At 69.2% G+C, this 19,778-nt stretch carries 19 protein-coding genes, 1 tRNA gene and 1 pseudogene; 10 read left to right on the forward strand and 11 right to left on the reverse strand.

The window, feature by feature from the left end:
- Positions 1-36: 36 nt before the first annotated feature.
- The gene (locus D451_RS0109780; protein ID WP_017534254.1) at positions 37-879 is read right to left on the reverse strand and encodes a TrmH family RNA methyltransferase; all 843 of its coding nucleotides are present in this window, start codon (positions 877-879) and stop codon (positions 37-39) included.
- Between the two features lie 49 nt (positions 880-928).
- Positions 929-1,528, reverse strand: a complete 600-nt coding sequence (locus D451_RS0109785; RefSeq protein ID WP_014912335.1) for a hypothetical protein — start codon at positions 1,526-1,528, stop codon at positions 929-931.
- A 425-nt stretch (positions 1,529-1,953) separates the two neighbouring features.
- Between D451_RS0109785 and D451_RS0109790 the strand changes: the two genes are divergently transcribed.
- From D451_RS0109790 to D451_RS0109820, 7 genes are all read left to right on the forward strand, one after another.
- On the forward strand, positions 1,954-3,687 hold the full coding sequence (locus D451_RS0109790) for a substrate-binding domain-containing protein (RefSeq protein WP_014908422.1): 1,734 nt from the start codon (positions 1,954-1,956) through the stop codon (positions 3,685-3,687).
- 73 nt (positions 3,688-3,760) lie between these two features.
- On the forward strand, positions 3,761-5,521 hold the full coding sequence (locus tag D451_RS0109795) for a substrate-binding domain-containing protein (protein ID WP_017534255.1): 1,761 nt from the start codon (positions 3,761-3,763) through the stop codon (positions 5,519-5,521).
- Between the two features lie 259 nt (positions 5,522-5,780).
- Positions 5,781-6,494, forward strand: a complete 714-nt coding sequence (locus D451_RS0109800; RefSeq protein WP_017534256.1) for a hypothetical protein — start codon at positions 5,781-5,783, stop codon at positions 6,492-6,494.
- Positions 6,495-6,526: 32 nt separating this feature from the next.
- A complete protein-coding gene (locus tag D451_RS28780) occupies positions 6,527-8,401 on the forward strand; it encodes a DUF2510 domain-containing protein (RefSeq protein WP_026124956.1) in 1,875 nt (624 codons plus the stop codon).
- A 102-nt stretch (positions 8,402-8,503) separates the two neighbouring features.
- Entirely contained in the window at positions 8,504-9,154 is a 651-nt protein-coding gene (gene orn / locus D451_RS0109810) for an oligoribonuclease (RefSeq protein WP_017534257.1), read from the forward strand.
- Positions 9,155-9,221: 67 nt separating this feature from the next.
- A tRNA-His gene (locus D451_RS0109815) sits at positions 9,222-9,297 on the forward strand.
- Between the two features lie 310 nt (positions 9,298-9,607).
- A complete protein-coding gene (locus D451_RS0109820; RefSeq protein ID WP_017534258.1) occupies positions 9,608-10,966 on the forward strand; it encodes a tyrosine-type recombinase/integrase in 1,359 nt (452 codons plus the stop codon).
- A 77-nt stretch (positions 10,967-11,043) separates the two neighbouring features.
- Here the strand turns inward: D451_RS0109820 and D451_RS0109825 are convergent, their stop codons facing one another.
- The 5 genes from D451_RS0109825 to D451_RS0109845 form a co-directional block, all read right to left on the reverse strand.
- Entirely contained in the window at positions 11,044-11,247 is a 204-nt protein-coding gene (locus tag D451_RS0109825) for a helix-turn-helix domain-containing protein (RefSeq protein WP_241463302.1), read from the reverse strand.
- 34 nt (positions 11,248-11,281) lie between these two features.
- The gene (locus D451_RS27280) at positions 11,282-11,716 is read right to left on the reverse strand and encodes a WhiB family transcriptional regulator (RefSeq protein WP_017534260.1); all 435 of its coding nucleotides are present in this window, start codon (positions 11,714-11,716) and stop codon (positions 11,282-11,284) included.
- A gap of 429 nt (positions 11,717-12,145) precedes the next feature.
- Positions 12,146-12,988 carry a replication-relaxation family protein gene (locus D451_RS0109835; protein WP_017534261.1) on the reverse strand — a complete coding sequence of 281 codons (843 nt, stop codon included), beginning with the start codon at positions 12,986-12,988 and terminating at the stop codon, positions 12,146-12,148.
- A gap of 280 nt (positions 12,989-13,268) precedes the next feature.
- On the reverse strand, positions 13,269-13,748 hold the full coding sequence (locus D451_RS28170; protein WP_152472827.1) for a hypothetical protein: 480 nt from the start codon (positions 13,746-13,748) through the stop codon (positions 13,269-13,271).
- Between the two features lie 288 nt (positions 13,749-14,036).
- Positions 14,037-14,534, reverse strand: a complete 498-nt coding sequence (locus tag D451_RS0109845) for an ATP-binding protein (RefSeq protein WP_020379951.1) — start codon at positions 14,532-14,534, stop codon at positions 14,037-14,039.
- 176 nt (positions 14,535-14,710) lie between these two features.
- Between D451_RS0109845 and D451_RS0109850 the strand changes: the two genes are divergently transcribed.
- Positions 14,711-15,538, forward strand: a complete 828-nt coding sequence (locus D451_RS0109850; RefSeq protein WP_026124957.1) for a helix-turn-helix domain-containing protein — start codon at positions 14,711-14,713, stop codon at positions 15,536-15,538.
- Positions 15,531-15,707, forward strand: coding sequence for a DUF397 domain-containing protein (locus D451_RS27285; RefSeq protein ID WP_017534265.1), 177 nt, complete (start codon positions 15,531-15,533; stop codon positions 15,705-15,707). The genes D451_RS0109850 and D451_RS27285 overlap by 8 nt, the downstream gene beginning before the upstream one ends.
- 52 nt (positions 15,708-15,759) lie before the next feature.
- On the opposite strand, the gene D451_RS0109860 is transcribed toward D451_RS27285, so the two are convergent.
- The 4 genes and pseudogenes from D451_RS0109860 to D451_RS0109875 form a co-directional block, all read right to left on the reverse strand.
- Entirely contained in the window at positions 15,760-16,608 is an 849-nt protein-coding gene (locus D451_RS0109860; protein ID WP_017534266.1) for a DUF1932 domain-containing protein, read from the reverse strand.
- Between the two features lie 91 nt (positions 16,609-16,699).
- Positions 16,700-17,244: pseudogene (locus tag D451_RS26370) on the reverse strand (class IV adenylate cyclase).
- Between the two features lie 44 nt (positions 17,245-17,288).
- Positions 17,289-18,455, reverse strand: a complete 1,167-nt coding sequence (locus D451_RS28400; RefSeq protein WP_017534268.1) for a helix-turn-helix domain-containing protein — start codon at positions 18,453-18,455, stop codon at positions 17,289-17,291.
- A complete protein-coding gene (locus D451_RS0109875) occupies positions 18,452-18,868 on the reverse strand; it encodes an NUDIX hydrolase (RefSeq protein WP_017534269.1) in 417 nt (138 codons plus the stop codon). Before D451_RS0109875 ends, D451_RS28400 begins: the two co-directional genes overlap by 4 nt.
- A 131-nt stretch (positions 18,869-18,999) precedes the next feature.
- On the opposite strand from D451_RS0109875, the gene D451_RS26380 reads away from it, so the two are divergent.
- Entirely contained in the window at positions 19,000-19,776 is a 777-nt protein-coding gene (locus tag D451_RS26380) for a TauD/TfdA family dioxygenase (RefSeq protein ID WP_161628221.1), read from the forward strand.
- Positions 19,777-19,778 lie beyond the last annotated feature (2 nt).

Below are 19,778 nucleotides of genomic sequence, written 5' to 3' on the forward strand. Positions count from 1 at the left end.
CGGCGCCGACCTCGACCGGGAGGGTTCCGAGGCCGGTCAGACCCCGTGGACCCGGCCGGAGACCGCTCCGAACCGGGCCAGTTCGTAACAGGCGACGGCCGCGGCGGCCGTCACGTTGAGGGAGTCCACGTCGCGGTCGGCCATCGGGATGTGCACACGTGAGGTCGCCCGCTCCAGCCAGCGCGCGGACAGACCGTCGCCCTCGGTTCCCAGCAGCAGGCCCACCTTGGCGTCGGGGGCCAGTCGCCCCATCGCCTCCGCCAGGGGCAGGGAGCCCTCGCCCGGTGTGAGGGCCATCAGGTCGAAACCGGCCTCGCTCAGGGTGTCCAGTCCGCCGTACCAGTCGCCGAGCCGGGTGTAGGGGAGGGTGAAGACCGACCCCATGGAGACCTTCACCGAGCGCCGGTAGAGCGGATCGGCGCAGCGCGGGGCCAGGATCACCGCGTCCACGCCCAGCCCGGCGGCGCTGCGGAAGATCGCGCCCACGTTGGTGTGATCGACCAGGTCCTCCAGCACCACGATCGCGCGCGCCCCTTCCAACACCTCGTCGAGAGAGGGCAGGGGCTTGCGGTGGTAGGCGGCCAGGGCACCGCGGTGCAGGTCGAAGCCGACCAGGCGTTCGGCGGTCTCCTCGGAGACCACGTACAGCGGTGCCTCGGTGGCGGCGACCACGTCGTCCAGGGCCTCGGCCCGACGTTCGGTGAGCAGGAAGCTGCGCGGAACGTAGCCGGCGGTGGCCGCGCGGCGGATCACCTTGTCGCCCTCGGCCATGAACAGGCCGTGTTCGGCCTCCAGGTGGCGGCGCAGATTGACGTCGCGCAGACGGGTGTAGTCGGCCAGACGGGGGTCGGCGGGGTCACTGACCCTGATGACGTTCATGGTCGTCGATTATCCCGACCCGCTCGCCTCCGCCGCACGTCGGCGGCCCCTACTCGTTCTCGAACCGGTCGGTGACGGAGGTCAGACGCTGCCAACGGGCCTCTTCGCAGGATCCTCGACGCGAGAGGGTGGTGTCGATCTCGCGGCCCTCCCACGTGCCCTCGATGACGGCCTGTTGGGGGCCGTACACCTTGTCGGTGCACACGGTGCCGTCCCGGACCTCGGCGAACAGGGTGTCGGCTCCGGGGTCGTCCTCGGGGTCGATCTCCTCCTCGTCCTCGGGCGGGACCGAGGCGGTGGGATCCCCCGCCGTGCCCTCCGCGGCCTCGGCCAACGCGGCGCAGGCCTGCGGATCCCCCTCCGGATCCCCCTCGCACTCCAGGGTCTGGACCCAGGCGTGGTGTCGGTCGATCACCTGAACACGCAACGAACCGACCGGAGCCCTGGTCTCGGGCTCCTCGGCGCTCGGCTCGATGACGCTGCCGAGCACCTCGGGGCTGGAGGCGTTGGCCGCCTCCACGTCCTGGGGCGGCAGCATCGACGGGCCGACGAACACGGCGTAGGTCACCGCGCCGAGGCAGCAGGCTCCGGCCAGCAGAGCGGTTCCGGGCCCGCCTCGGCCGCGTCGATCACTGTGCGAATGGGACATGCCAAAACCCTCGGGGGTCGGTTGGTCGCGAGGGTTCCGTGGAGGGCACCCCCGCCACTGCGGGGCATCCGCAAAGCGGACGTCAAGTATCGGTCAAACGCTGACCGGGGGCCAATGGTATCCGTGAGCGGGGACCGCCATCCGACATACGCCGTAACAAAGCGGTCACCGGACGCCTACGGGGGCGGCGATGTGAGCGGTACCACCCGTCCCCTTCCACTCTCCCATTACCAACAAGTAAGGTCCGGTGGAGGAATCGGTCGTTCGTGATGATCGTTCGTCTTCACACCTTGTGGGACGCCGCTCATGGGACGACGGTTCGTTCCCTTCCTTCCGCGGGTGCCGGGCGCCGCGACCCGCGGCCGCCCCTTGAACCCGGCCCGAAACCCCCGCCCGGGGCCGGAATCGTCACACCCGGAGTGCCCGTGTCCACTGGACGTCATCGTCTCGCCTCACCGGCCGCCGCCACCACGCGCAAGGCGGTGCGGTCGCCCCTGGGAATCACCGCGATCGTCGTCGCCCTCATCGCCACGGCGGCGATCGCCGTGCCGGCCGGTCTGAACGCGCTCGGCTGTGGAGAGACCCGCTACCTGCGCGTGTCCACCACCCAGAGCGTCGCCCCCGTCCTTCGGGAGGCCGCGACCGAGTTCAACTCCGACGACCCCTCCTACGGCGGCACCTGCGTGTACGCACAGGTCGACGAGATAGCCCCGCACCGGATCATGGACTCCCTGTCCGGGAACCGGCCGGGCGACTCGACCATCACCCCGCACGTGTGGGTCCCCGAGTCCTCCGCCTGGGTGGAGCTGGCCCGGGTCTCGTCGGGCGGAGCGCACGGCATCGAGACCGATCCGCCCTCGCTGGCCTCCTCCCCCGTCGTCCTGGCCGCTCCGCCCGACGCCGAGGGCATGCCCGCCCAGGACGACGCCGACTGGACCATGCTCCTTCCCGGTGAACGCGACCCCGACCGTCCCGTCGTGATGGTCGACCCCAACCGCGGCGCCGACGGCATGACCGTCATGCAGGCCGTGCGCGCACACCTGGGCACCGGCGACGACGCCGACACCGCCATGACCGACTTCGTACGCGACGTCCAACTCGACTCGACCTTCGGAGAGATCGACCTGACGTCCGTCTTCACCGGATCGGCGGCCGCCCGGGATCGCACCGCCCCCGTCATCGCCGTCCCCGAGCAGGCGGTGGTCTCCTACAACCTGCGTCGCGCCGATTCGGCCCCCGAACTCCAGGCGTACTACATCGGCGACGGGACGGTCTCGCTCGACTACCCGTACGTGACCACCACCGACGACTCCGCCCTCGGTTCGGCCGCCGCCGACCTGTACGAGGTCGTGCGCGGCGACGAGTACCGGGACCGGTTGCGCGAACTCGGCTTCCGAGACCCCGGTGGCGAGGCGTCGTCACTGTTGGCCTCCCAGCCCGGCGTCATCGCCGCGGCGCCGCCCACCCACGAGGACCTGACCGGGGACGCGCTCCTGGCCTCGATCACCGACTGGAACCGGCTGTCGATGCCCAGCCGCACCCTGGTGCTGGCCGACGCCTCCGCCGGCATGGCCGAGAACCTCGACGGGGGGCTCCCCCGCATCGAGATCGCCAAGCGGGCCGCGCTCCTGGGCCTGTCCCTGTTCCCCGACGAGACCGACATGGGCCTGTGGCTGATGGCGGAGGGCTACGGGCCGAGCGGACGGGACAAGGCCGCGGACATGCACCCGCTGGGTGCGGCGGACGACGGGGACGTCACCCGCCGTCGGGAGATGGTGGACGTCGCCGAGAACCTGGAGGTCGAGGGAGGCGGCTCCCGTCTGTACGACAACATCCTGGCCGCCTACGACGAGGTGCAGGCCGGATACCAGGAGGACAAGATCAACAGCGTCATCCTGTTGACCGCCGGCCAGGACGAGGGCTCCAGCGAGATCTCCCACGAGGAGCTGGTCGCCGCCCTCCAGGACCGCTTCGACCCCCGCAGGCCGGTCACGATGTTCATCATCGGGTTCGGAGACGGGGCCGAGGAGCGGGAACTGGCCGCGATCGCCCGGGCCACCAGCGGTTCGTCGTTCGTCACCGACGACCCCGACGAGATCGGCGACTTCTTCCTGAGCTCGATCTCCCGGCGCCTGTGCGTGCCCGACTGCGACAACTGAGCCCTACCCCTCCCCCTGTACCCGCTCACCCCCTTGTACGACCCCGTGCGTACACCACCCAGTGAGGAAAGCTGTGGGACGTCACCGCGGAAAGCACACAGAAGAACCCGCCGAACGAGGCCGCCGTCGAGGCCGCGGCGGCGCGATCGCCGCTCTGGCCGCCGCGTCGGCGATCGTGATCGTCATCGCCGCCGCGGGCGTGTACATGTTCGGTAAGGGCGACGGCTGCGGCGGTTCCGACCTGACCCTGGACATCGCGGTCAGCCCCGAACTGGGGCCGGCCCTGGGCGACGTGGCCGACGACTTCAACGCCGAGGAGCACACCGTCGACGGCGACTGCGTACGCGCCTCGGTACGGGAGATCGACTCGGCCAACGTCGCCTTCGGCATCACCGGGGCGGGCGCCACCATGGGCGAGACCGAGTCCGACGTGTGGATCCCGGACTCCTCGATGTGGACCCGTATCGTCCAAGGGCAGGCCGGGGACGCCGTCGTCACCGAGACCGGCACCTCCGTCGCCCGCACGCCCCTGGTCGTCGCCGAGCGCGCCGACCTCTCCGAGGCCGACGACGCCCCCACCACCTGGATGGACGTCGTCCCCACGGACGCCCCCGGCGAGGAGGACGGGCGCACGGTCCGCGTGGTCGACCCGGCCCGCAGCTCCAGCGGTCTGGGCACCCTCCACCTGCTGCACGGGGCCCTCGAGGGGACCGGCTCCGACGCCGACACCTTCAACGCGAGCATGACCGCCGCCCTCCAGTCGTTGCACAGAGGGGCCTCCGCCGACGAGGAGGCCGCCTTCCTCGCCCTGAGCGGCGGCGGCGAGTCCGCCTCTCCCGTGATGGTGATGTCCGAACAGGCCGTGTGGCGCTACAACTCCGTCCACGGCGACGCGCCCGCGCGCGCCGGTTACCCGGACGAGGGCACCTACTACCTCGACTATCCGTACATCGTGCGCAGCGAGGACAGCGCGATCACCCGCGCCGCCGAGATGTTCCGGACGGCGGTGCGTTCCGAGTCGGCCGCGGACCGTCTACTGGCCGAGGGCTTCCGCGGCCCCGAAGGGGAGAGGGACCCCTCCGTCCTGACCGAGGAGGCCGGGTTCCTCCCCGAACCGCGTGATGAACTCTCCTCCCCGTCGGAGAGCTCCATCGAAGACCTGATCCGTTCCTGGAACCAGCTCAAGATGGACTCCCGGGTCCTGACCATCGTCGACATCTCCGGGTCGATGCTGGCCGAGGTCCCCGGAACGGGGCTGACCCGGATGCAGGTGGCCGGCGCCGCCTCCGCCGAGGGGCTCCAGATGTTCTCCGACAGTTCCGAGTTGGGCCTGTGGGAGTTCTCCACCAACGTCAACGGCGACCTCCACCACCAGGAGATCGCCCCGGTCCGTGAGCTCCAGGCGACCGACGGATCGGGGAACGAGCATCGTGACGTGCTGGCCTCCGCGCTCCAGAACCTGGAACCGCTGCCCCAGGGCGACACCGCGCTGTACGAGACCTACCTGGCCGCCTATCAGGAGATGTCCCGTACCTACCGGCCGGATCGCACCAACGTGATCCTGATGCTCACGGACGGGGACGACGACAACCCCGGTGGGATGGAGCTGGACGAACTGCTCTCCCAACTCGACTCCCTCTCCAGCCCCTCACGGCCCATCCCCATCATCACGATCGCCTTCGGTCCGGACGTACGGAACCTGGAACCCCTCCAGGAGATCGCCGCCGCCACGGGAGGCGCCGCCTACATGACCGAGGACCCCACCGAGATCGGCGACATCTTCCTCCAGGCGTTCTCGTTGCGGATCGCCGACACCGAGGACGACCGGGACTGACCCACGCGCCTCCTCCCCGGGCCGGGACGCGGACACCACCGCGTTCCGGCCCTTCTCCGTTCCCCGCGAAGGCCGACCGTGACTCTCGGGTGCGTGGGGCGGAACAGAAGGTGACATGAACCTCACCAACGCACCAAAGGCTCTGGACTTCTCCCCCGGGGGTGGCGTACCACGGGAGGGAACCGCGATCCGGGCCCCTTCAGCGCTCCCGCCCCGGATCCCCCGCCTCGAAACCGGTGTGACCGGATGGGAGAGTGCCATGGCCAAGGTGTGGATGCCCGGTGCCGAGAGGATCGACGGCGGGACCTCCCGAACCGCCGCGGGGGCCGGTGCCCCCCGTGCCGTCTGGACGGTGACCGGGTCCGATCCGAGGACCCGATCGGCACGCGAGGAGGCACGCAGACTGATCCGCGAAGGCCGGACCACCCACCTGGTGTGGAACCCGGTGAGCGGAGAGATCGTCCAGCTCCTGGCCGCCACCCGACGCGGCGCTCTCCCCTTGGGCGGCACCCCCCTGGAACGACGTCTCCTCGACCACGGGGACGAGGGACGTGTGTGCCTCGTGGTGGCCGTGGTGGCCACCGAGCCGGAACCGTTCACCGACGGTCCCATGGTCGGCCTGGACCCTCTCCTGGCATGGCTGGACTCCTGGGGGGTCTCCAGACACTGGCCCGCCGGAGCCCCCGGACGGCGGAACGGACGGCGTCCCACACGACAGGAGACCACCCGGGCCTGGTCCCGAGGCGGCCACTTCGGCCATGACCAGGTCCCGGGATCGGTCTCCACCGCACCGGGACACATCAGTCCGGAGCGCGTGGCCACGGGGGAACGGGTGATCGCGCGGGTCCCCGAGAGCTCTCCGGCCTCCGGAGAACACCCGGACCACAACTCTCTGTCACAGGGAGGACACGAAAAGAGAGACGTGGACCTCTCGAACCACCGTCGGCTCAGCGAATCGGATACCACTGGTTAAGTGCGGTACCGAAACCCCTTAGTCTGTCGGCCATGGGTGGATCTATCGAGCCGGGTTGGTATGCGGACCCGCAGGGCGACGCGCAAACACTCAGATGGTGGAACGGTGAGGAGTGGACGCGGCATACCCGTTCACTGAGCGAGCTCCAAGGCGGGGCCGAGGGTCCCGAGGACGAGCTCCCGACCACCGACCTGAGCGGTCGGGGCGGGGGTGCGCCCTCGGACGAGGACGAACTCCCGACCGCCGACCTGAGCGCTCACAGGGGAGGCACGACCCCCGACGACGATGACGAGGGGACGGTCCGGCTGGGCCCCTCCGCACCCGGGGCCCCTGGTGCCCCCGGTGACGAGCACGGCACCGTCCGCATCGACCCCTCCCGGCAGAACGACCCCTCCCTTCGGCGATCCCCCACGTCCCCCACCCCGGTGGATGACGAGCCGAGCACCATGCGCATCAGCCCCTCCTCGTGGGGGTCCGACCCCGATGACGAAGAGCCCACCGCCGACCTGAGCGGCGCCGGCGCGACCATCCGGGTCGACCCTTCCGACCTGCCCGGCCGCGCCGACCCGGCCCCCTCCCCCTCGACGGACGACGACGAGGAGCCCACCGCGGACCTGAACGGCGCCATCGGGGACACCCCCCGTACCGCCGTCTTCGACCCGAACCGGATCGACGACGCCCCGCGTACCGCCGTCTTCGAGCCCGGCCCCGCCGAACAGTCGCCCAGCGGCACCGCGATCTTCGACCCGAACCAGATCGGGGAGACCCCCCGAACCGCCGTCTTCGACCCGAACGCGGGCGCGAACACCGACGCCCCCTCCCCCGGAGGCACCGCGATCTTCGACCCCTCCGACCCGATGTTCTCGGGTGGCGTGGCCGAGGGCTCCGGCGAGGAGAACCAGAAGGGCGGCAAGTTCAACAAGTTCCTCGGCAACCTCAAGGAGGGCTGGGCGGACCTGTCCGAGGAGCGCAAGGAACAGCGTCGCCAGGCCGAGGCCGAGGCCGCGAAGAAGCGCGAAGAGGAGCGGGTCCGCAAGGAGGCCGAGGCGGCCGAGCAGGCCGAAGCGGCCCGAAAGCGCGCGGAGGAGGAACGCGAGCGGGCCGAGGAGGCGCGCAAGAACGCTCCCGAACAGCCGAGCGCCCCGGAGGGCTCCGCCGGTTCCCCGCCCGCGGCGTGGACCCCGCAGAACCCGGGTCAGGCCGGCGGACCGCAGCCGGGCCAGGCCCCCGCCTTCGGTCAGCGACCGCCGTCGGAACCGCAGCAGGCACCGGTCTTCGGGCAGCAGCCCCCGTCCGGCCCCCAGCAGGCGCCCTCCCCAGGCCAGCAGCCACCTTCGGGACCGCAACAGGCGCCCTCCTTCGGGCACCGGCCCCCCGCGCCCCCTCAGCAACCCCCGGTGGCCCCTCACCAGCCTCCATCCGGCCCCCAGCAGGCGCCCGTCTACGGTCGGCGTCCTCCGGCGGGCCCGCCTCCCGGCTACCCGCCGCAGGGTTTCGCCCCCCAGGGGCAGCCCCCGCATCAGCAGTTCGGCGCTCCGCCGCCCCAACAGTTCGGTCCGCCTCCCGGCCGGCCTCCGGGCCCGCCGCAGGGCCCGCCTCCGGGTTTCGGCCCGGGGCAGCCCCACATGGGAGGCCCCCCGCACGGAGGCCCGGGGCACCCTCAGGGCCCGATGGGCGGCCCCCATGGCGGTCCGCCGCCCGGCGGCCCCCAGTGGGGCGGCCCGGCGGGACCCCATGGTCACCCCTACGGTCCTCCCCAGCAGCAGCCGCCGAAAAAGAAGAAGCGCGGATGCGGATGCGGGTGCTTCACCCTCATCCTGATCGTGCTGATCCTCGGGCTGCTGGGCTACCTCCAGCTCTCGGGGACGTGGGACTGGATGTACGACATCTTCGCCGTCCACATCTGATGGTCCGGCGGTGACGCTCCGACGAAGGGGGTGGTGGGCCTCGATGGCCCACCACCCCCTTCGTCGTCCGTTCCGAGATCCGAAACGCCTAAGCTGACCCGTATGAACGACAACTTGGTGTGGATCGACTGCGAGATGACGGGCCTCGACTTCGAGAACGACGCGTTGATCGAGGTGGCCTGTCTGATCACCGACAGCGAACTCAACATCCTCGACGAGGGTGTCGACGTCGTGATCAAGCCTCCGCAGGACGCTCTGGACCGGATGGGCGACTTCGTCCGGGACATGCACACCACCTCCGGGCTGCTCGCCGAGCTGGACGACGGCGTCACCCTCCAGGAGGCCGAGGACATCGTCCTGGAGCACATCCGCCGCTATGTGTCCGAGCCCGGCAAGGCGCCCCTGTGCGGCAACTCCATCGCCACCGACCGCACCTTCCTCGCCCGCGACATGAAGCGGATCGACTCCCACCTCCATTACCGGATGATCGACGTCTCCTCCATCAAGGAGCTGCTGCGCCGCTGGCACCCGCGCGTCTACTACGCGAGCCCGGAGAAGAAGGGCGGCCACCGCGCCCTGGCCGACATCACCGAGAGCATCCAGGAGCTGCGCTACTTCCGCGCCGCCGCCTTCGTGCCCGAACCCGGGCCCGACTCGGCCACCGCCCGCGCGATCGCCGCCGAGATCGTCGAGGGCGGCACCGGCATGAAGGCGCGTGACGTGGCTCTCGCCGAATCCGCCCCCGAAAAATGATCGAAGCACTCCTCGGAGTCCGCTAAGCTTTCATACGTACGCAGGGCCGAGAGGCCCGGCGGACATGGTGGGTGTAGCTCAGCCGGTAGAGCACTTGGTTGTGGTCCAAGAAGTCGCGGGTTCAAGTCCCGTCACTCACCCCAGAGGCTCAAGCCCCTGACCAGCGACAACGTCGCAAGGTCAGGGGCTTTTGCGTGTTCGGGGGTGCACCGGAGGGTGCACGGGGCCGGAAAGCCGGGTCGGTGAGTGCGCACCACCCATCCCGTCACTCACCGATGTCGCGGGGGTGCACGGCCGTGCACCCCCGGCCCCGACCCGCCCCGAAGCCGCACAGACCCGCCGCATACGGGCATTGGTACATCCGTCGGACACCCGTCCTGGCCTGCGCAAAGATCTTCGAGGACCTTCGCCGATTCCCTTCGCTTTGGCCCGCACCCAAGCGATGGTCCACCCATGGCAACCATCAACCAGCGCACCCTGGCCGACGGACGCGCCCGCTACTGGGTCAAATGGCGGCTCGGCGGCACCCGTGGCGGAGCGCCCCAGTCCGAACCCTTCGACACCCGCGCCGACGCCCACACCTTCAAACTCCACGTCGAAGCGGCCGGACACCACTGGCCCGAGAACTGGATCCCCCGCCGGGGCTGGGCCGAGGGGTGGGTCCCCGGCCACGGCTGGATCAAGGTCGAGGAAGAAGACGAGCCCGAGGCCGAACCCGTCATCTTCGCCGACTTCGCCCGCGAGCTCATCGACTCCATGACCGGCATCGAGGAACGCACCCGCGCCGACTACCATCGCGAACTCGAACTCCACCTGATCCCGCACTTCGGACAGGTGAACCTGCGCGATGTCACACAGCTCAAACCCAAGGACGTCCGCGCCTGGGTCAACCAGCTACGCACCGGCACCCCCGATCCCAAGGCCTCCTACCGCACCCCCAACCCCAGCCGGGGCCGCCAGAAGGAACCCGGATGGCTACGCAAACCCCTGGCGGCCAAGTTCGTCCACAACCTGCACGGGCTGCTCTTCTCCATCTGCGAGGCCGCCGTGCGCGAGGACCCGCCCATCCGGCCCTCCAACCCCGCCGCCCGCACCCGGCTGCCCCGCGCCGACCACGAGGCCGACACCGAGATGTGCTTCTTGACCCGCGAGGAATTCACCCTGCTCCGGGACTCGATGCACCCGGACGTACGCGACATGGTCGAGGTGTTCGTGCGCACCGGCATGCGCTACAGCGAACTGGTCGCCCTGCAGGTCCGCGACGTCAGCTTCACCCCGACCATCGACCACGAGGGACAGCAGCAGGTGCGCGGGCACCTGGACGTGCGCCGGGCCTGGAAGCGCGGACCCAACAACACCTTCCACCTGGGAGCGCCCAAAACCCGCAGCTCCCGGCGGCGCCTGCCGCTCTCGCCCCGCACCATCGACCTGCTGCGCCCCAGGCTGGAGGGCAAGAAGCCCGAGGAGTTCGTCTTCACCACCGACCAGGGGTCCTGGTGGCGGCACTCCTCCTTCTACGGCCGCCGCTGGGCACCCGGCGTCAAGGAGGCCCAACGGCGCGGGCTGGGCAAGAAGCCGCGCATCCACGACCTGCGCCACACCCACGTGGCGTGGCTGATCGAAAAAGACGTGCACGTGTTCAAGATCCAGCGCCGTCTGGGGCACACCTCGATCACCACGACCATGGACCGCTACGGGCACCTGGTCACCGACATCGACGACACCATGATCGAGGCCATCGACGGCCCGCCCACTCCCCCGAGGCCGCGCACTGACCCCGGCGGTGAGCAGCGCCTGCGCCTGATCTCCTAAAGCCCAGGGGCAGGAACGCACGGGGCCGGTGGCGCGGGTCAGCACCCGCGCCACCGGCCCCGTTGTCGACTCCCTCCCTACCCCTGGCGCCTCCACTGGTGGGCCATGCGCCTGGGGGTGAGAGCGTGCTGCGCCGCCCCGTCCACGATCGCCTCCAGGTCGCTCGCGGTGAAGCGCACGTGCTTGCCGAGCCTGCGGTGCGCGACCCTGCGCAACCGCACCCGCTCCCGCAGCCAGGACTCGGGCACCGCCAACACCCGTGCCGCCTCAGGAATCGTCAACAACCGCTCCGGCCGGGCATCTTCGGTTTCCTCGTCACGCCGCTCGGTTTCGCCCAAGCGTGCCCCCTTCGCGCTCTCCCCGCACCGCGACCCGGTAGCGGCGGCGCTCCTCCTCCGAAGCACCGCCCCAGACCCCGTACTGCTCGTCCCGACGCATCGCCTCGGCCAGACAGTTGAGCTGCACCGGGCACACCCGGCACACCCGTTTGGCCGCACGCACCGACCCGCCCTGGGCCGGGAACCACAGATCCGGGTCCCGTCCCCGACAGGCCGCGTACCCCCACCAGCCCCCGGCCGCCCCACTGTCGGGCGCCGTGGGGCCGTCAGTGCGCCGGTGGGCCCCTGACGGCCCGCGCGCGCCCGGTGGGCGCGGCGCCGGTTTCCGGCCCGCCACGTCGCGCACCGGGCCCGGACCGCCCGAGCGCGGCGCGCGGGGCCCGTCCGCCCCGTGTGTGGCTTCGTCATCCATGGGCGCCGCCTTTCGCGCGGCCGGGCTCGGGCATCGCTGACCTCGCTTCGCGCAGCCCGGCCGGCCTCACCACCGGCGCAGTCATGGTCCTCAGGTCAGAGGTAGAGCAAGGCGAAGCCGATGGCAGCTCGGTTGGCGGGGAGGGTTTCCGGCAGGCCGAGAGGCCTGCCGGGTGAGGGTGTGCGGGGGCGTTCGCGTCCCCGCACACCCGGGCCGCCGCCCGCCCTACGTGATGGAAACCGCCTACTGGGGTAGAAAGCCGGGGCGGCCGCTGGACCACCCCAAAGCCCGTCTGACCTGCCGTGAGTCCAGACTCAGGGGTGGTCCACCCAAGGCGGGTCCCCCACCCGGCCCACCGGTCGGAGCAACGGCGGGACAACGGAGCGGACCTCCCATTGGCCCACTGGTTCACTGCCCGATCCGCGCCCATCAGCCTTCCTCCTTCGCCTTGCGCCACGGGTGGATGAAGCAGATATCGAGCAGACTCAGCGGCCGCGGATCGGTGGCCGAACGCCACACCTTACGACCGGCTCCCAACGACGCCATCCGGTGGTGGGTGCTCAGGTACACCCCCACCTGCTTCGAACAGTGCTGGGCCAGCTTCTTGGCGGCGTTGGCCTCGCGCTCTTCGGAGTGCACCAGGAACAGCACCACCGAGGGCAGCCTGCTCGTCTCGGCCAGACGCGCGTACCCGTACATCTTCGTTTGAAGCTGGCTCAGCGACTCCGAGCCGGTGTCGTACTCCACGAATGCCCACAGCTTCTTCCCGCTCTGGCTCCACGACAGCAGCCCATCAGGGCGGCAATAGTTGCTGTAGTCCCGTTCGCAGGTGCGCTCGCCCTTCCATTCGCCCACCTTGGCGCCCACCTGCGGAGCACCCTGGAGAAACGCCACTCGTGTCTGGGCCAGCCCTAGGATGTGGTCCAACTTCGCGGAGAAGGCCACCGCCAGAGCCCGGTCGCCCCGGAAGTTGAGCACGTCCGGCTCCTTGCCCTGATCCAACGCGACCAAGACCGCACCGGTCGGAGACAAGATCCAGTGGTCGGGAGCGTTGCGGTCGTGGGCATGGCGGCGGAAGCGGTTGACCACCCCGTACCGGTACAGGCTGAGCATCCGGCTGCGGGCCCGCCGCGCACCCGCGTCGGGGAAGAAGATCTGGTGCAGGTGGTGGGTGGTCAGCACCCGGTGCTCCCACAACCCGTAGAGGATGTGCTTGTCCCGGTCGGTGATCCGGGGCAGCAGACGGACCAGGGTCTGTTCGTACTCGTTCACGGGCGTCCTCCCAAGTGACGGCTGTTTTTGCCCTTCACTGAGTAAGAAGCGCGCCCCCACTCCCGGATTCGACACCTCACACGGGAATTACCTGAACCGAACACACCCAGGCCCGGAGTTGAAGCCGGGCCCCGTGAACGGCTCACAAGGCCCTCAAAGACCTGCTAAGAGGTGGCCCACGCCTGACTCACCGCTGTGTGGTCCGACCTCACAACCCCCGCCACGCAAAGCAAACAGGGCGGCGCCGACCACGGCACCGCCCCGAGGCGAGAGTGTGCGCTCAGGTGGCCAGGCTCAACCAGGTGCGCACCGCGGCGGCCAGATCATCGAACTCCCCCGACGCTTGCATCACCGAGGAGTGCTCCTTGCTGAGGCGAGCCCGCTCCGTGTCGTGGAACAGGTACGGGCGCACCCCGCGCACCCCGTCGTCGTCCACACACCACCCCTGCTCCGAGGGGTGTGGCCGTCGGGGTCGCGGCACTCGCACCGGCCCCGGCTCGGGTTTGGGCTCGCCCTCCCGGGTGGCGAGTTCGGCCACCGTCCTGCTCCGCGTCACGGGAGAGGAGGCAGTCAGGGCCTTGGGGGTCGCGCGGCGTTCCAGCACCAACCGGCCTTGGTGCCTGGGGCGGTCGGTGTTGCGGCGCGGTGGGACTTCGATAGGGCTGCACAGCACGGCGGCCAGGACCGCGCCGAACAGCCACCGCACGCGCTGTCCCCAGCCCCGTACGGGTTTGCGGTGCCTACCAGTAGGCTTCTCCACGGATCTCCTCCTGCTTGCTTCAGGTGGGGATTTCAGCCCCGGCCCGGTGTTCGCCGCACCGCGTCGGGGCGCCTCCACTTCTGGGTCCTTCTTCGTTGCTCGGCATGGGCGGGTGTCTCTGGCCCCGAGGTTGCATGCCGCCCGGGGCTGCGCTTCCCACCCACGCCACACAGGGCATACGGCCCTGGATCCCCCGCTGGAAACGCCGTTCCCGCGAGGGGTGGTCGATGTTCGCTTGGGTGAGCGAGGTGCTTCAACCCCTGTCGGCCACAACCCGGTGGCGGGTTTTCAGGCGGCCATCCGGGTGCGCCCGGATCGGTCGAAAGCGGCACGAACCATCAACCCGCCGTCGGGATCGCGGGTGAAGTCCCAGTACAGGGCCATCGCGTCCACCAGGGCCAGGCCGTATCCGCCCTCGACGAGCAACCCCTCAGCCCCGCACTCCCCCAGCACCGGGCGCGCCTCGGGCACAGTCACCTCCGCTTCGGGGCGGGGCCCGTCGTCGGTGACACGGAGCAGGAACAGCCGCCGGCGCCGCTCGATCTCGATACGCACCCGCCCACCGGGCAGCCCCGAAGCGCTGTGCTTCAACGCGTTGGTGTGCAGCTCCGAGAGCGAGACCAACAGCGGGTCCGCGCAGGCAGGGGTGGTGCGGGCCACGTGAGTAGCCCAGCTACGGGCGGCCTTGAGGTGCCAGAGCTGATGCCCGCACTCCAGAGAGCCCTGGTCCGGATCCGTGCAGCGGATCCGCCGGGGCAGGTCGAGGGACGGCCGAGAGAAGAGCATGGAATCCACCGGTTCCTTTCGTCGTCGCGCTGATGGCTGCGGGCCCGCGACAGAAAGGATGTGGCCTGGGGCAACGGTATGTGAAGGCTGCTCGGAGAGCTCACGAATCTTCCAAGGGCGTCTGGAATTCTCTGGAATCCCCCACAAGCCGTCGCCCCCTGTGTTCCTATGGCTACATGCACACAGACGAACGGGATCTGAAGGCATTCGGGCAAGAGCTACGCAGGCTTCGAGTAGAAGCAGAGCTGACCCAGCAGGCCCTGGCACGAAGGATCAGCCAGCGCGGCACGACCATCAGCGATTCACACCTGTCCGACGTCGAGAACGGCCGAGCCATGGCACGGCCCTGGTTGAGGAAGTTCCTGGACGAGGTCCTGGAAAGCGACGGAAGGCTGGACAAGCTCTGGGAGGAGCTCACGGGGTCCGGTCGCCAGGTGTGGCTGCACGAGGTCATCAAACGCACCCATGCTGCTGACGCCATCTTGGAGTACCAGCCCCTGGTGTTCCCGTCGTATCTGCAAACCGAGCAGTACGCGCACGCACTGATTCGCTACGGTTCACCATGGCTCTCCAGCAAGGAGGTCGCGGCGCTGGCCAAAGAGAGGTGCGAACGCGCCGATCGGATGGCCCAGGCCGAGGCTCCCTCCCTGTGGCTGATCATCGACCAAAGCGTGCTGGCGCGGCGCTACGGTTCCCCGGCAATCCAACGAGCACAACTCACCCGTGTCGCCGACTTGGTCAACAGCGAACGCCTCACCGTGCAGATGATCCCCACGAACTCCCCTCGCCACGCGGGAAACTCAGGGCCCCGTCGCATCATCACCACGGCGGACGAACCCGAGGTGGTCTACATGGAATCCGCTGAAGAGGGCCGAATCATCACCGACTCCGCTGGTATCTTTCGAAGCCGGTTGCTGTTCACCTCTCTCCAGGGGGCTGCCCGCGACCCGCAGGAGACTCTGGATGCCATCCACGACGAGATGAGGAAGATCGACGATGAGTGACTGGCACAAGAGCAGCTACAGCGGCGGTTCGAACGAGTGCGTCGAGGCCCGAGAGCACCAAGGCGGAGCCGACGTGCGGGACACCCAAAACAGGGATCTGGGCCACTTGTCCTTCACTCGCACGGAGTGGCAAGCCTTCATCGAAACCACTCTCCACAACCGCCGGTGATCCGCTACGCGGCCCAGTCGCTCGGCCCTTGCCCGAGTGGCTCCATCGCTCTCTACTGCCCGCCTCTGAGCCGGTCCAAGGCCTCCGGCAACGACAATCCGGAATCGTCCTTGTCCGGCTCCCACAGATCGAACACCGCAGCTGCTGCCTCAGCCATCTCTCCGGGCAGACCTGCCGCAGCCAGGGTTTCAGACACCTCACGCATCTCCGGTGCCCATCTCCAGGCCTTAGCCGCCACCCCGGTCAGGTAGTCAGGAGTGGCCAACGGGGACTTGGCCAGGCGCCGCGCCTCCTCCGTCAGGTGGGCTTCCACCCCGTGAACACGCCCCAGCGCCTGAGCCACGCCCGCCAGAGCGCAGGCAGCTTTCTGGTAGGACCCGTAGGCCATCTTCAGGGCCGAGGCGTCACCGACCGGGCCTTGCATCCGGATCGGGGCGACGGCGCTGTCAGCGAACAAGTCCCCGACCGCCTCCACATCCTGCTGCTGCCCGGACAGGTAGAGATGGGTGTCCTCCGCGCCTCTGGGAGGAGGGCCGATGACACATCCATCAACGGTGCGGATCCCCTCTCCTGCCAGATCAGCGGCGATCCGCTTGGCTCGTTCGGGGCTGATGGCGTTGGCATCGACGAAGAGCCCCCCGAAACCGGCTTCCCGGACCGAAGCTGCGGTTGCCTCAGCGGCCGCTGGCGGGCACAGGGAGATGACCACGGCGGCCTGCTCCAAGAGCGCCCCAAGCTCGGATGCAGCTTCGAGTCCGGCCCGTTCAGCGCGCCGCGCACTCGCCTCACTCCGCCCGGCGGAACACCACAGGACCCGGACCCCCGCTGCGGTGAGTTCACGCCCGACAGCCGCGCCCATGCGGCCTGGGTGCAGCAGACCGATAGTGGGGGGAACGTTCATGAGAAGTGTCCTTCAGTGAGGTTAGGAGGCGAAGGGGTGAGGCGCTCTGATGGTATGTCGAGCGTAGGCGCGGCCACCGGGCAGCCGACGCTCACTCAGTGTCAAAGCACAGGGCAGTGATGCTGGACAGGTCGATGCCGTAGCGGGCGTAGACCTTGGTGATGTTCTCACCCGTCAGAGACGACTCGTCGAATTCGAGCAGCGCGGCCACCCGCACCACCTCGGCGCGGCTGTCCGCTTCGATCTCCAGATACGCGGGGATCCGCGGCCAGGTGTCGATCTCCAACTGGACGCCGTCCAACATGAAGCTGTGCCGTCGGTTCTCCTGGTAGGCCTTGGGCGTGTATCCGAGTTTGCCCAACAACGCGTTGGCGGTCTCGAAGCCACCGACCTCCGTCTCGGTCTCACGGGTGCCGCCGATGGCGTCGGAGTCGATATCTCCTTCACCGTGAGCGTGACCCGGCTCCCGGTGTCGCGCAGACGCACCCACCGCGACACGTCCCCGGGCTCGATGTCGTACACGTAGCGCCGCTGAAGCACCTCGCCCAGGTCAGCACCGCCCTTGTCGAGAATGAGCCGGGCCGCCTGTTCGGGGTCGATGTCCAAGACCTTGGCCTCGTATTCGATCACGCTCATGGAGCCTTCTCTCTTGTTCCTCTGAATCCATATGCAGCACTGCATCAGCGAGAGAGCGAACCGGCCGTTGTTCGATGCTGGGTGAGGTCGTGCAAGCGTGCCAAGGCATCGGCCCGAACTTCCTCGAGCCCGGGTTTGGCGGTGCTCCGCACCACGCGCTGAATCTGGTGCGGCAATCGAAGACGTGTGGCAAGGGACAACGCCTCGCTGTACAAAGTGTGCGCACTGGTGAGGTCCCCTACCTCGGACAGCGCGTCAGCGGAGGTGACGGCTTCGATAGCCGCCCACTGAGGTGCCGGCGCCTCTCCCAATCCTGGGCGAGCTCGGGCCAGTTCTGCTGCCGCAGATGCGCGCCCGGTTCCCAGCAGCCCTCGCACGCGCACTTCGCGCAGGGAGAAGGGGGTGAAGAGGATTCCGCTCGGCCCCGCAGCGTCCATGAGAAGGTCAGCGGTGGTTACGGCCTCGTCGTGCCTGCCTGCATCCCCCTGCTCTCCGGCCGCACGTGCAAGAAGGACGAAGGTCTGACCTCGCTCCCCCTCGTCATGCGAGAGCTCGGCTGCCTCAGCCAGACGCGCGATAGCGGCTCCCGATCGGCCCGCCTTCCTCAGCTCGTTGCCGTGCATACGCAGCACGTGCCCGAGGAAGTCACCCTCGTCCAGATGCCGAGCGAGCCGCATGGCACCGCCCGTCCATCGCGCGGCCAGGTACAACTGCTCCTCCGGCAGGACGTGCCCCAGCGACGTGCCGAGCGTTGCCCGCGCCCGTGCCAACAGAGAGGCCGTCCCGTAGTCGACCCGTCCCTCACTCAGGCGTGCCTCCAGCCGGACCACCAACGGCCACAGTTCCTCGACCGCCTCTGCCGCGCGTCCCGCCTGCCGGGCGATCTCAGCGAGCCGTACCGTCGACTCCCCGAACTGCAGTGCGGCGAGGAAGTCCGCGTCCTCGTCGCTGGTGATTCCCAGGGCGTGCGGCAGAACGCCCAGGACTCGGCTGATGTGCAACAACCCCTGCCGGTCATTGATGGTGCGCTGGCGCCGCTCCAGCAGGGAAACATAAGAGGGGTCGTATCCGAGGAGCTCTCCCATCGCCACCTGCGAGAGTCCCGCGAACTTGCGATAGCAACGCAGGATCACCGCCAGTTCCCGGGTCTCCAGGGCTCGACGTGCCTCGGGTAGCAGCCACAGCCAGCGGGTGGAGGTCGAAGCGGTCACGTGTCCGGCTGGGCGAACCAGGAGAGGACCGACCTCTTGTACCCCTCCGGCATTGTCAGACGGGGTACCTCGTCTTCGGTGAACAGCCCTGCTTCCTTGTGCTCGCTGGAGACCACGACCGGGGCGTCCGAGTCCACATGACAGCCGTAGGTGACGATGAAGACGTGCTTGTCGACCTGGGTGATGTGGTACATCCACGAATCGAGGATCTGCGCCACCGTGACCGGCCAGCCCGTCTCCTCCTCGATCTCCCGGGCCAAGCACTCCTCCGGGGTCTCCCCCAGCTCGATCTTTCCGCCGGGGAGCTCCCACTCGTCACGCTCGTTGCGCAACAGCAGTACCCGCCCGTCACGGATGGCGACGCCTTTGACGGAGACGGGGAACGTGAGCGGTGTGTAGGGGGCGTCGGACACAGTGGCTCGCTTTCGACGGCGTAGGGGTTCGACGGTAGTGAAGCTAGCAGGCGCGTACCCGATCTCGGGCAGCTCGCGCCTTGACAGATTGTCACTGGCCTCATCGCCCGGTATTCGTGAAGCTGGGCGGTGTGTACAAGACGACACCTCCCCTGCCCGTCGACACCAACACTCGCTTCGAGCGTCACCGAGTCGACCCGCGCAGAACCGACCTCCACCCACATCTGGCGTCCGCCCTTCGTGAGCGGGGTCTGGCAACGTTCAGCGAGATGCCCAGCCGCCCCGCCTTCGCCGACTTGGTGCGTGATCTGGCCGTCCTCTACCCGCACCCGGACAGCGGCCCTGACGGCCTCACCCTGCTGCATGCGCGGGACGGGAGCCCCGGGGCCGGCCAGCTCGGATTCACCGACTCCGAACTCCTCCCGCACACGGAGCGGTCGTGCCTACCGAGACCACCACACCTCCTCATGCTCATGTGCCTGACTCCAGCGCACCACGGAGGCGAGAGCGTCCTCATCGACGGGCGGGCCGTGGCCGAGGAGCTATCCCTGTCCGCCCCGGAGACGTGGAGTGCGCTATCCGCGCCCCGGAGCGCCTACTTCGGAGGCTCCTCCGGATACGTCGGCGCGGTCTTCGAACCTGCCGCACCAGAAACGTGGACCATCCGGCTAAGGCTTGACGAACTCATCCGCTTCGCTCCCCGCACGGTTCGCCACGTCGAGATCCTCCGGAAGGTCATGGACCGGCACACCATGGTCCTGCGCCTGGGCAAGGGCCAGGGATTCATCCTCGACAACACACGTTGGCTGCACGGCCGTCGTTCCTTTACCGGTCCCCGAGTGATGCTGCGCGCTCTGGGCGAGCGGCATACCTGCCTCCCGCTGGAACGCGGATTCCGCCTGCCCTGACC

Origin of the sequence: Nocardiopsis alba DSM 43377 (assembly GCF_000341225.1) — a bacterium.
GTDB classification, from domain to species: Bacteria; Actinomycetota; Actinomycetes; order Streptosporangiales; family Streptosporangiaceae; genus Nocardiopsis; species Nocardiopsis alba.